The following is a 12,076-nucleotide window of genomic DNA, read 5'->3' as shown; positions in this document are numbered from 1 at the left end:
GGCTAACGCTAGACCGGCGCTGAAGTGCTGGTCGATGGGGCTGCTGGGAGCGGATGGATTGTAAAGCCGCGTCAGACCCAAGACGAACGCGGCTCCGGGCAAGAAGATGCAGAGCCCAACTAGCACCGAAAGGCTAAAGGACCCCACGGATCTCCTTACTTTTTCTTATTCTTGGTGGCTTGGGAAAGGGTACTGGCAGCCACCGCACGGACTTCTTTTGTCGTCGTGAACGAATGCCCACTGACAACAAAGGAGCCAGTTCCGGATGCAGAGCGAGCGGCAAGGACCTTGCTTGCCAAGGTGCGCGCGGTTCCCTTGTCGGCGAATGCCTTCTTGGCAGCGGCGCTAAATGTGGCTTCTGCGCTTAGGCTTTTCATAGGGCGGCTCTCCGTGGAGACTCTACTATAGCCCCGTTTCGTAAATTTTTCGTTATTTCAGTCTGACTGGTTGGTTCCGATAGCTACTTCATTGTTGCTGGCGATCCAGCAGGATCAGCTGGATGTGCACACCGTTTCAGCCGTGCCGCTCCAGCAGCTCGCTCGCGATCATCGCCGTGGCATCCAGCAGGTCATGGCCGCTGCCGGCCTGCGCCACCACCGCCAGCAGACTACGGCCCACCTCGGCATGGCCACTGGTCAGTTCCATCTCGCCTTCAAAGCACAGATCGGCCAACCATTCATGGGCCTGCTGCAGCCCGCGCTTGCGGACGCGTCGGAACTCCGCGAGCAACTTCGCCTGGCCGGCCTCCTGCTCCCCATCGGCAAGCAGGCCGATGGCACCGCCGTGCGCCGCGCGCCAGATCGCCGGTAGCGGGCGACCGTTCGCGTCCACCACGTCCGCCGAGAACTGCGCGCAGTACATTTCGTAGCGCTTGCCCGCTGTGCTGCGGGGCACGATGCCGGCCTCGGCCAGCAGGCGTTCGGCTTCATCCAGTTTGCTGAACTTCAAGCGCAGCAGTGCAGGGCGGCTCAGGTGTTGTGCCAGCGCCTGCTGGTTGGCGGTGAACCAGACGTTCCAGCCCACGGTTGCGCGGCCTTCCAGTGCGGCCTTGAAGTACTCCAGGTGTTCGGCGTCCATTGCGGTCTCCTGCGCTCCCTGCGCGATTGTAGCGGGAGCATATCCGGGCCGGTCAGGCGTCGCCGCCGGAGAGGCAATGATGTGCCTCGCGCACCAGTTGTCGGGCGGCCACGATCAGTCCGTCGATATGGAAGGCACCCAACTGTTCGTCCGGGCCGCCTTCGTTGCGCGCATGGTCGGCGGCCTGCAGCAGATCGAGCAATGCGCCGAGCCCAGACAGCGAGCGGCGCAATGAAGCGTGATTGCCGGCACCGAGGGTGAGGTTGTTGCACGGCTGTCCGTCATCACCGTCGGCCTGGTTGATCGCATTGAGACGGGCGAAGAAAGTGGGCAGCTGCGCGGACAAATTCTGCGCGTTCAGGGCGCACTCGATCTCGCGTGCGACGCCTTCGGGTACGTCGGCGGCGATGTCGCCGATCAGAGCGTGGAGGCGGGGATGGGCGGCGGTGCGGTTGGTCATGGCGAAACCCTCACTGGCGTAGAGCCACCTTCCGGAGTGAAGGTGGCGGACGGTGCGGGTTGGCGTACCGGGGCAAACACAACGGAGTGAGAAATCACCCGGCGGATCGAGTGATCCCCACACACCGCCCGCCATTGAGGGCAGTTGGTGCATTCTTGCGGCTACGCACTGCTGCGCAACCTATCCGTTCGGTTTGCTTTTTCGAGACGCCAATCCCGGCCAAGGCGTCTTGCCTCGGCGCGGCGATCTTCAAGCCGGGCAATCACATCGGTCTGTAAGGAAAATTCTCAACTGTCCCTAGGCAGGCCAGACGTTTTCTGATGTGTGCCGTTCGACACGCGCGAGTAGTGCGGCCCATCACTGATGGCGCACATCGCCGCCCCTGCCGACCGTGCACATTACGACTCCGCAGGAACGCCACCATGGCGATCGCGTCACCTCGCGCAGTTCTGGCGGGAACATGTCACGGATGGAGCCAGAGGGTTCCATCCCTGCGCTGTCCCGCCGCCCCGGGCAGGCGTAGTCTCAGCCCGTTGCCATGCCCATCCACTCTGGAGTGCCACCATGCCGCTCGCCCGCATCGATCTTCGCAAAGGTAAATCCGCCGACTACCTGCAACGCGTCGGCGAAACCATCTACCAGGCCATGCGCGCGGTGGGTGTGCCGGAAAACGACCGCTTCCAGATCTTCCAGGAACACGCGCCCGGCACGCTGATCTACGACCCCGGCTACCTGGGCGTGGACCGTACCGACGACTTCATCTGCATCCAGATCACCTGGAACGAAGGGCGCACGCTGGAGCAGAAGAAGGCGTTGTACCTGGGCATTGCCGATGGCCTGCATGCGGCGGTGGGCATCCGCCGCGAGGATGTGTTCATCAATCTGGTGGAAGTGAAGAAGGAGAACTGGTCGTTCGGGAACGGTCAGGCGCAATACGTGAGTTGATGCGGGAACGGTGTCTGCGCCTGATGCGGCTGGGTCAGGCCATGCGCGGCGACGCCTGCTGTTGTGCCTGTTGCTCGTCCTGCGCCAGCCGGCTTGCGTCGCGGGATTGCTGCTGCACGTTGGCCTGCTGATACAGCGTATCCGCGTCGCCCTGCTGCGTATCGAGCAGGGACAGGCGCTGGCGATTGGCGGCAGGGTCCGGCGAGGCGGTGTCGCCGCTGCGATGCAGGAATACGTAGCCGGGTGCCTCGGCGGTGCTGTTTGAACTGAATGCCACCTGCAGCGTGTCCTTTTCGCTGAAGCCGGCCTGCACCGCCGCGTGGGTCAGATGGCCGGCCAGTCGTTCGTGCTCCTGTCCGGGGGGCAGTCCCTGCTGTTCGCTGGCCTGGGCGAGTGCGGTACGCACTTTCTGGTCCAAGGCATGAAGGCTGTGCCCCGGTGCGCGCGCGTCCGCAGCCAGACGCTCGCCCAAGGGGCCATCAATACCATCGGTTTCGCTGAGCAGACGCTGCTTCAAGCTGCGCTCGGGCAGGGGATGGGTGGTCGTGCGGTTGAGTTCGCTGTTGGGGAAGGGCGGTTCAATGCTGTCCACGCCATGGATGTTGCGCAGGGGGCGATAACCGTCCTTGCCCTGTGACTGGACGCCCAGCGGAATGCGGACATCGGGCAGCAATTGCCCAACAGGGCCGCCGATGCTGTTCACGTCCAGGCTCTGCTTGCGCTGGATGCCGGCATGATTCAATGCGTCCCAGGTGAAGTCCACGCAGTTGTGGCGCACGTCGGCGTAGTGCTTGCTGAAGCCGTGCGCCACTGGATCGTCGCCGAACGCCTTGAGCTTGTTGTACTGGGCTTCGGTGATTTCCAGAGAGCGCGTGTAATGCGGGTTCTTGTAGGTCTTTGCATCGCTGTCCACGATGTCGCCCGGCCCGTTCACGCTGCCGTGCTCGATCGGTGCAAAGCCGTAGCTCGCCGGATCTTTTCCCGGTGCTCGCAGGACGTAGAACATGTGCCCCGGCCCGGATGTCTGCGGGGAACCATCCGGATTACGCAGCGGCTGCTGCGTTACCGGGTCGAGAAGCGGTGTTCCCGGCGCCGCAATGACGATATCGACGATGTAGCGTGGCTTGTCCATGTGCGTGTGATCCTCCTGGAAGGTGTACGAAGGCGCTGCGCTACTTGGCGAGCGGACGCGATTCGTGAATCAGTATCCTGGCGCTTGCGCCACGAAGCGGTGCGATGTCTTCAACCGTGCTGATCTGGACCCGATAGCGGCTATGCGCCTGCAACGGCAGCAACGCGACATGCAATCGGTATGCGCCATCGCTGCCCCGTTGGGTCTGGGCATAGTTCAGTCCCGCATCGCGGTGCCAGTCTGGCAGTGGCTGGCCAGATTGCGACTGTGCGATCTGGTAGGCGTCGGGGCTTGCCAGCGACTGCCACGTGCCGCCGGACCATTGCTGAAGTCCAACGCGTAAAGGAATGTGCAGGTCGCGCGGAGAAGCAGCATCTGGCGATGGGGAAACGTGCTGTAGATCCAGTTCCACCGCATAAGTGCGGTAGCTGGCAAAATTGCGCGCCGTGGTTTCGAACTCGAACTGCACCCGCTGGCCGGGCGCGTCCACGGCGATGGGCTGTGAGAGTTCCAGCGGCTCTGGCGGTGGGGGCGGCCCCTTGTCGGCACAGGCGGCGAGCAACGCGGTCAGGCCGAGCAGGCTGATGCGCAGCCGGTGTGTGATGCGAGTGGTCATGCGGATCCCTCTGGCTCCTTGCCGTGGCCATCTGAACCCTAACGTTGGCGAGGCGGGGCCTGCAAGCGTAGGGACCGCGGTGCGGTGCATTCACATGTCGCCGCTGGAGGCGAGCCCCTGCGTCACCGTGTCGCAGGGGCCAAACCCTGAACGGGGTCCAAGGTTGGCTATGGCCCCGTAGAATGGCGGCGTGCGCCGTTCTGCTCTCCACCGCCGGTTCCAGGCCCTGGCATGGCTTGCCATGCTGCTGGTGCTGCTCGCTCCGCTGGTGAGCCGCTGGCTGGCGCACGGTCACATGGCTGCCGCTGCGCCGGTGGCAGCCATGGACCACGCAATGCACGCAGAACATGCGCAGCACGCGATGGAAGGGCACCACGACCATCACGCGATGGCGATGCCGCACGGCGAGGCCGCAAAGAAGCCGCCCGCCGATCCACACGCCGATCATGAGATGGGCGTGGACTGCGATTACTGCCTGATCGCTGCACGGCTGATCACCCTGCTGGTGGCGGCCGTGCTGCTGTTGGCGCCGATGGCACCGGTGTGCCGCGCACTGCGCGGCGCGGTGCGGGCGTTGCCGCAACGGATCAGCGGCACATTGGGCGCGCGTGGGCCGCCAGCACTGATGGCTGCCTGAGCCGCACGCGCGCTGCATTGAACGTTCTTCCATGAGGTTGCCGGCCACGGCCGGTGCCCGCACGCGCGTGTCTGTCCCTTTCTGATTGCTGCCCTGCCATTGCGGGGTGGCCTTGCGTGCCGTGAAAAAATGAAAACGAACCCCAACTCCGCGCGCCTGCGCCGGGCGACGCTGCCTGTCCTGTGCGCGCTGCTCCTGCATTCCGCGCCCCTGCTGGCCGCCGACGCGGCACCCCCGACCACGCTGGATACCGTGCGGGTGGTCGATACCCGCAGCGGTGAACTGTCCTCCACCGCCAGCGCCGGCTCTGCGTTGGGCCTGAGCGTGCTGCAGACACCGGCCAGCCTGACGGTGATTTCGCGCGAGCAGTTGGAGCAGCGCGGCGACAGCAACCTCAACGATGCGATCAGCCGGGCGGGTGCGATCAGTGCCATGCCGCATCCGGGCAATGGCCTGAGTGCGCTGTCCAGCCGCGGCTTCACCGACGGTGCCTCGGTGATGCGGCTTTACGACGGGCTGCGCCAGTATGGCGGCGTGGGCATCACCTTCCCGTTCGATACCTGGTCGATCGAGCGCATCGAAGTGCTGCGCGGCCCGGCGTCGGTCATCCACGGCGACGGTGCAATCGGCGGCGTGATCAACATCGTGCCGAAGAAGCCCTCGCGCGGTGCCATCGAGAACGAGATCAGCGTGACCGTGGGCAGCGAGGACACCGCGCGGCTGGGCTTCGGCAGTGGTGGCGCGCTGACCCCCGAGCTGGCTTATCGGGTTGATGTGGGTGGCAACTACAGCGGTGGCTGGGTCGACCGTGGCCGCAACTACGATGCGACGTTCTCCGGTGCGTTGCTGTGGCAGCCGCGTGCGGACCTGCAGCTGACGCTCACCCATGCGCAGGGCTACCAGCAACCGATGCGCTACTTCGGCACGCCGCTGGTCGAGGGCCGCCAGCTGGAGGCGCTGCGCCACCGCAACTACAACGTGGACGACAGCGAGATCCGCTTCCGCGACCGCTGGACCCAGCTCGACGCGCTGTGGGCACCGAACGCGAACGTGGAATGGCGAACCCGCGTCTACCAGATCGACAGCCAGCGTGATTGGCGCAATGCCGAGGCCTATGTCTACAACCGCGCTACCGGCTTGATCGATCGCTCGGGCAATACCGAGATCACCCACAATCAGGACCAGACCGGACTGACCTCGACGCTGCGTGTGCAGGGAACGGCGGGTGGCCTGCAGAACAACTTCGTGGTGGGCCTGGACGCCAACCGCGCGCACTTCAAGCACACCAACAACACCTATGCCGGCAGCTCGGGCCCGGTCGATCCGTTCGATCCGGTGCCGGGCCAGTTCGCCAGCGACGCGCCGAACCTGCCGCGCTACCGTAACCGTGCCGAGCAGTTCGCGTTGTTCGTGGAGGACCGGCTGGCGCTGAGCGAGCGCTGGTCGGTGCTGGGTGGCCTGCGCCACGACCGCGCGCGCATTGATCGCACCGATCTGATCAGTGGCCAGAATGCGTTCTCGAAGACCTACAGCAGCACAGGCTGGCGTGCGGGTACGGTACTCGCGCTGCAGCCGACGCTGAGCCTGTATGCGCAGTATTCGCAGGCGGCGGACCCGGTCAGTGGCCTGTTGATGATCAGCCCGGCCAACGGTGCTTTCGACCTGGCCAAGGGCAGGCAGATCGAGGTGGGCCTGAAGCAGGCCTTCGACGGTGGCGAGTGGACGCTGGCGGCGTATCGCATCCGCAAGACCGGGCTGCTCAGCCGCGATCCGCTGGTGCCGGATCGCCGGGTGCAGGTGGGCGCGCAGACCTCGCGCGGTATCGAGGCGTCGCTGAACTGGAACTTCGCGCCGCGCTGGTCGCTCGATGCCAACGCGACGGTGCTGAAGGCCGAATTCGAGGACTTCCTGGAAACCACGGGTTCGCCGGCGGTGTTGGTGTCGCGCGACGGCAACGTGCCGCCGAACGTGGCCGAGCGCTTGGCCAGTATGTGGTTGAGCTGGCAGTTCGCACCGGACTGGAGCGCGGCGGTTGGCGTTCGCTATGTCGGCAAGCGCTACGCCGATAATGCCAACACGCTGGAGTTGCCCGGTTACAGCACCACCGACCTCGCCCTGACCTGGCAGGCGGCACCGCACACGCGATTGTCCGCACGCCTGTTCAACGTGTTCGACAAGGCGTACTACGCCACCGCGTACTACACCAGCACGCAGTGGCTGCTGGGGGCGGACCGGCGCGTCGAATTCACCGTCGACCATCGCTTCTGAGGGCGCTGGCGATGACGATGCGTTCCACCGCCAAGCGCTGGACCTACCTGGTGCATCGCTGGCTGGGCATCGGCGGATGCCTGCTGATGCTGCTGTGGTTCGTCAGCGGCATGGTGATGCTGTTCATTGGTTACCCGAAGCTGACGCCCGGCGAGCGGCTGGCGGCGTTGCCGGTGCTGGGTGAGGCCCGCGACCTGCAGGGGCTGTCGGTACTGCCTGCCGCCGTGCAGGCCGAGCCGGAAAGCGTGGCACTGACCACGCTGCGTGGCGAGCCTGCGTATGTGGTGCGCAGTGGCAGCAACGTGGGCGCCTGGTCTGCCGTGACCGGCCAGGCGCTGCTGCCGGTGTCGGCACAGCGCGCCGAAGCATCCGCTGCGCAGTTCGCGGGCGGCCAGGCCTTCGTGGGTGCGATGCGCGTGAATGAGGATCGTTGGACGCATTCGCGTGCACTGGACGCGCATCGGCCGCTGTATCGGGTGGAGGTGGGCGGCGCGCAGCCGGGCGACCTGTATGTGTCCTCGCGTACCGGTGAAGTGGTGCTGGACGCTCCGCATGTGCAGCAGCGCTGGAACTATGTGGGCGCCTGGCTGCACTGGCTGTACTTCCTGCGCATGCAGTCGGTCGACCCGGTGTGGACGTGGGTGGTGATCGTGCTGTCCGCACTGTGCACGGTGGCGGCGATCAGCGGCATCGTGGTGGGCGTATGGCGCTGGCGTTTCCGTGGGCACTATCGTTCCGGTGCGAAGACGCCGTACGTGGAGTCGTGGATGCGCTGGCACCACCTGCTTGGCCTGATGGCGTCCGCCTTCGTGTTCACCTGGATCTTCAGCGGGCTGATGTCGATGAACCCATTGGGTGTCTTCAGCAGTACGGGTGAAGCGATCGATGTTGAGCACTACCGTGGCGGCGCGGTGGCGGTGGATGGTGCGCTGGGTGATCCTGCGAAGCTTCTGGCGATGGCCGAAGCTGCGCGCTTCCAGCCGGTGGAGATCCAGTGGCGACGGATCGGTGGTGAGCTGTTCGCGGTGTTGCTGGACGGGCAGGGTGATACGCGCATCGTGTCCGGCGGCAATGGGCACCTGCATGTCGCACGGTGGCTGCCGACCGCGTGGTTGCAGCAGAGGGCACGTGCGCTGTCCGCTACACCCATGCAGGGTTTCGTGGTGCAGCATGCAGCGGATGCGTACTTCTACCCGCGTGCGCCCGAGGCCATGAATGGTGCAGCGGTACGTCGCTTCCCGGTGGCAGTGGTGGATTTCGGTGATGCCGAGGCGACACGCGTCTATCTCGATCTGGCGACCGGCGATCCGTTGCTGACGATGGGGCATCGTGAGCGGGTGGGGCGCTGGCTGTTCTACTTCCTGCATAGCTGGGACCTGCCGGCGATGCTGCGCCAGGAAGGTGCCCGGTTGGTGGTGTTGCTGCTGCTGAGCGCTGCCGGCACCGCGTTGTGTGCCACGGCGACAGTGATCGGCTATCGGCGATTGCGGATGAAGCTGCGGCGCAGGCGGCGCTGATGCCCTGGGCTACACCCGCAGCCAACGCGTGGACATCGCCACCAGCAACAAGGCCGTGGCCACGCCGATGAATGCAGCGATCAGGCCGAAGTGGTTGGCGGCAAAACCGATCAGTGCCGGGCCAGCAAGGATGCCGGCAAAGCCCAGCGTGGAAACGGCGGTGATGGCCAGCGCGCCGGGCATGCGGGTCTGGTGGCCAGCCAGCGAGAACAGCGCCGGTGCGATGTTGGCGCAGCCGAGGCCGACCAGCACATAGCCGATCAGCGACGCCTGCCACGGCGTGACCAGGGTCAGCACCAGCACGCCCGCGGCGGCAAGCAACGCGCCGAACACGATCGCGCGCTGGCGGCCCACGCGTGCCACCAGTGCATCACCGAACAGGCGTGCGACGGTCATGGTCAGGGTGAAGGTCACATAGCCGATGCCGGCGAGGCCGGCATCGACGCGGCGCACGTCGCTGAGAAACACCGCGCTCCAGTCCAGCATCGCACCTTCGCCGAGGAAGGCGACGAACGCCAGCACGCCGATGAACAGCACGATGCCGTGTGGCAGGGCCAGCATCGGTGTGTCATGCGGCATGCGTTCGCTGTGCCAGTACGACGCCGACAACAGCATCACCAGCAACATGGCGCCGACGCCGACCAGCACGGATGCCAAGGGCGGCAGCTGTGCGGACAGCAGCACGGTCATGGTGGCCGCGCCGAGGAAGCCGCCGATGCTGAAGAACGCATGGAAGCCGGACATCATCACGCGCCGTGCTTCGCGCTCGACGATGACGGCCTGTACGTTCATCGTGCAGTCCATCGCGCCCACGGCGGCGCCGAACACGAACAGGACCAGCCCGAGTGTCCAGGCCGAACCGGCCAGCGCCAGGCCGGGCACGGTCAGGCAGATCAGCAGGCTGCTGGCCACCATCACCCGCCGGCAACCGAGGCGCGCGGCCAGCACGCCGGACAACGGCATTGCCAGCAGCGAACCGGCACCGAGGCAGAGCAGCACCAGCCCCAGCGTGGCGTCGTTGATCCCGGTGCGTGCCTTTGCGAACGGCACCAGGGTGGCCCACAGCGCGGTGGCGAAGCCGGGAATGAAGAACGCAGCGCGGGTCGCGTGCTGTTCGGCGCGCGCGCGGTTGGGAAGGGACATGAGCGGTACGGTCAGGGGGGAGTGGGGTGTACCGCGATGCCTGCGGCGCGGAAGCGTGCCGCCAATGCGGGCGGTGCGGTGGTGGTCAGCACCAGGTCGTCGATCTCGTCGAGGCTGGCAATCTGCCAGTTGCCGCGTGCACCCAGCTTTTCAGTCGTGGCGGCGACGATGACACGGCTGCTGCAGGCCACCATCGCGCGCTTCAGCGTGGCTTCTTCCGCATCCATTGCCCACACGCCGGTGTCGCCGTCCACCGCGCAGGGGCCGGGCAGGTACACATCGGCGCGCAGGCGCTGCACCTGGGCCAGTGCTTCGGCGCCGACCGCGCCGCCACCGCTGGCCAGGCGCCCGCCGATCAGCTGCACCGAGGTGCCTTCAAGCAGGCTGGCGGCCGTGGCGATCTGTGGCGCGTTGGTGATCACCGTCAAGCCGAGGGCGGCCGGCAACTGCTGGGCGATCGCCAGGTTGGTTGAACCGGCGTCGAGCAGTACGACCTGGCCGGGTTGCAGCAACGCGCAGACGCGGGCGGCCAGCTCGGCCTTGTCGCCGCGGTCGCGGGTCAGCCGCTCGCGCAGCGGGCGTTCCTTGGGCGGTGGCAGCACGGCGCCACCGTAGACGCGCTGGCACAGGCCCTGCGCGGCCAGCTCGCGCAGGTCGCGGCGGATCGAATCTTCGGACACGGCATAGCGGCGCGCCAGCTCGGCGGCAACCACGCGGCCCTGCTGGCGCAGTTCCTCCAGGATCTGCCGGGTGCGCTGGGCGGGGAGGGGGCTGGGATCGGAGCTCATGCTGCAAGTCTGCACGTTCGTGCATTAACGTGCAACAACGTGCATGCTGCGTTTGGGCGGGGCACAGGGCGGCTGGACTGCCGGTGAATCCGCCCGCGCCCACGTCTATGGATCGCCCTCGCGGCCCGGCATGATGGCGGGGCACCTGGCATGGAATCCCTGATGTCCCCCACCGTTCACCGCAAGCTGCGCATCGGCGCGGACCAGTACACCGGCCAGAAAGTGGTCGACCAGCAGTTCCATGAGTGCGATTTTTCCGGTGCCGACCTGACCGCCACCGAGTTCATCAACTGCAGCTTCTACGATGCCGACAGCCGCAGCGGCTGCCGCTTCAATGGCGCCACATTGAAGGAGGCCAGCTTCCGCAGCTGCGACATCAGCATGTGCCACTTCAACTTCATCAAGGCGCTGGGCCTGGAGATCAGCGAGTGCCGCGCGCAGGGTGCGGATTTCAGCAACGCCAGCTTCATGAACCAGATCACCACGCGCAGCTGGTTCTGCAGCGCCTTCATCAAGAAGTCGAACCTGCGCTATGCCAATTTCTCGCGGGTCACGCTGGAGAAATGCGAACTGTGGGAGAACCGCTGGGACGGTGCAAACGTCAGCGGCGCCAGCTTTGCCGGCTCGGACCTGTCCGGCGGCCAGTTCGAGGGCATTGACTGGAACAGTGCCAACTTCACCGACTGCGATCTGACCAACTCCGAGCTGGGCGAGCTGGACCTGCGCAGCACCAACCTGCGTGGCGCTACGCTGGACGTGCAGCAGGTGGCGCTGTTGATGCAGCGCATCGGCATCACCGTGGTGCCGTAGGCATCACCCGGCGTACGCCACCCAGCCCTTGAAGCTGAAGCCTGCATAGAACAGCTCCACGCCGTCGAAGCCGGCCTCCTGCAGCAGCGCCACTTCCTGTTCGGGGGCCAGCAGCGGCAGCCGCTCGGCAATGGCGTCGATCGCGCGCTGTGCATCGGCGTGGGCAACGCCCGAGGCTTCGGCGAATGCCGCGTAGCGCTGCAACCAGCGCAGCTTGCCGGCCGGATCCTGCGGCACGCTGTGGTGCGCCACCACCAGCGGCACGCCGGGCTGCAGGCGTCGGTGCAGCTCGCGCAGCGTATGCAGGCGCTGCGCGGCATCGAGGAAGTGCAGGGTCAGCACGCAGCTGGCACCATCGAAGCGCACGCCGGGGGCATCGTCGATGTAGCCTTCCAGCAACTGCACGCGCGACATCAGCGGGCCCAGTGTCTGTTCGGCCAGGGCCAGCATCGGTGCAGCCGGGTCCACGCCCAGCAGCTGCCAGCCCGGCTGCGCCTCGGCAAATGCCTTCAGCTCCAGCCCGCCACCGGCGCCCAGCACCAGCACGCGGCCCTGCGCAGGAACGTGTTCGGCCAGCAGCAGGCGACTCATCTGCTGCAACGCGAGGAAGCCCGGCACCTGGCGCAGCGGGCCCTCGGCATAGCGGGCAACGGCCTGCGGATCGGAGAACGAAGACATGCGTG

At 66.1% G+C, this 12,076-nt stretch carries 13 protein-coding genes; 5 read left to right on the top strand and 8 right to left on the bottom strand.

What is annotated here, in order from left to right; all coding sequences use genetic code 11:
* Positions 1-155 precede the first annotated feature (155 nt).
* The 3 genes from J3A72_RS19910 to J3A72_RS19900 form a co-directional block, all read right to left on the bottom strand.
* A complete protein-coding gene (locus J3A72_RS19910) occupies positions 156-377 on the bottom strand; it encodes a hypothetical protein (RefSeq protein WP_140222869.1) in 222 nt (73 codons plus the stop codon).
* 136 nt (positions 378-513) lie between these two features.
* Positions 514-1,077, bottom strand: a complete 564-nt coding sequence (locus J3A72_RS19905; RefSeq protein ID WP_075075560.1) for a hypothetical protein — start codon at positions 1,075-1,077, stop codon at positions 514-516.
* 52 nt (positions 1,078-1,129) lie between these two features.
* Positions 1,130-1,537, bottom strand: coding sequence for a hypothetical protein (locus tag J3A72_RS19900; RefSeq protein WP_075075561.1), 408 nt, complete (start codon positions 1,535-1,537; stop codon positions 1,130-1,132).
* 564 nt (positions 1,538-2,101) lie between these two features.
* Here J3A72_RS19900 and J3A72_RS19895 point away from each other — a divergent pair.
* Positions 2,102-2,482 (top strand): tautomerase family protein, encoded by a 381-nt coding sequence (locus J3A72_RS19895; RefSeq protein WP_074726395.1) that lies wholly within the window; start codon positions 2,102-2,104, stop codon positions 2,480-2,482.
* Between the two features lie 34 nt (positions 2,483-2,516).
* Here J3A72_RS19895 and J3A72_RS19890 read toward each other — a convergent pair whose 3' ends face one another.
* Entirely contained in the window at positions 2,517-3,614 is a 1,098-nt protein-coding gene (locus J3A72_RS19890; RefSeq protein ID WP_075075562.1) for an XVIPCD domain-containing protein, read from the bottom strand.
* Between the two features lie 40 nt (positions 3,615-3,654).
* On the bottom strand, positions 3,655-4,230 hold the full coding sequence (locus J3A72_RS19885; protein WP_075075563.1) for a hypothetical protein: 576 nt from the start codon (positions 4,228-4,230) through the stop codon (positions 3,655-3,657).
* Between the two features lie 241 nt (positions 4,231-4,471).
* On the opposite strand from J3A72_RS19885, the gene J3A72_RS19880 reads away from it, so the two are divergent.
* The 3 genes from J3A72_RS19880 (at position 4,472) to J3A72_RS19870 (ending at position 8,652) form a co-directional block, all read left to right on the top strand.
* Entirely contained in the window at positions 4,472-4,867 is a 396-nt protein-coding gene (locus J3A72_RS19880) for a DUF2946 family protein (RefSeq protein ID WP_075075564.1), read from the top strand.
* A gap of 129 nt (positions 4,868-4,996) precedes the next feature.
* The gene (locus J3A72_RS19875; RefSeq protein ID WP_075075565.1) at positions 4,997-7,135 is read left to right on the top strand and encodes a TonB-dependent receptor; all 2,139 of its coding nucleotides are present in this window, start codon (positions 4,997-4,999) and stop codon (positions 7,133-7,135) included.
* An 11-nt stretch (positions 7,136-7,146) separates the two neighbouring features.
* Positions 7,147-8,652, top strand: a complete 1,506-nt coding sequence (locus J3A72_RS19870) for a PepSY domain-containing protein (protein WP_140222868.1) — start codon at positions 7,147-7,149, stop codon at positions 8,650-8,652.
* 9 nt (positions 8,653-8,661) lie between these two features.
* Here the strand turns inward: J3A72_RS19870 and J3A72_RS19865 are convergent, their stop codons facing one another.
* Positions 8,662-9,795, bottom strand: a complete 1,134-nt coding sequence (locus tag J3A72_RS19865) for an MFS transporter (RefSeq protein WP_209572138.1) — start codon at positions 9,793-9,795, stop codon at positions 8,662-8,664.
* An 11-nt stretch (positions 9,796-9,806) separates the two neighbouring features.
* Positions 9,807-10,583 (bottom strand): DeoR/GlpR family DNA-binding transcription regulator, encoded by a 777-nt coding sequence (locus tag J3A72_RS19860; protein WP_014646202.1) that lies wholly within the window; start codon positions 10,581-10,583, stop codon positions 9,807-9,809.
* A gap of 162 nt (positions 10,584-10,745) precedes the next feature.
* Here J3A72_RS19860 and smqnr point away from each other — a divergent pair, with 162 nt between their 5' ends.
* Positions 10,746-11,393, top strand: a complete 648-nt coding sequence (smqnr, locus tag J3A72_RS19855; protein WP_075075577.1) for a SmQnr family pentapeptide repeat protein — start codon at positions 10,746-10,748, stop codon at positions 11,391-11,393.
* 3 nt (positions 11,394-11,396) lie between these two features.
* On the opposite strand, the gene J3A72_RS19850 is transcribed toward smqnr, so the two are convergent.
* Positions 11,397-12,071 (bottom strand): class I SAM-dependent methyltransferase, encoded by a 675-nt coding sequence (locus tag J3A72_RS19850; protein ID WP_075075568.1) that lies wholly within the window; start codon positions 12,069-12,071, stop codon positions 11,397-11,399.
* Between the last annotated feature and the right edge of the window lie 5 nt (positions 12,072-12,076).

The sequence above is a fragment of the Stenotrophomonas sp. PvP093 genome (genome assembly GCF_017876915.1).
Taxonomy (GTDB): Bacteria; Pseudomonadota; Gammaproteobacteria; order Xanthomonadales; family Xanthomonadaceae; genus Stenotrophomonas; species Stenotrophomonas muris.
Note: the sequence above shows the minus strand (reverse complement) of the source record. Positions and strands in the feature narration are given on the sequence as shown.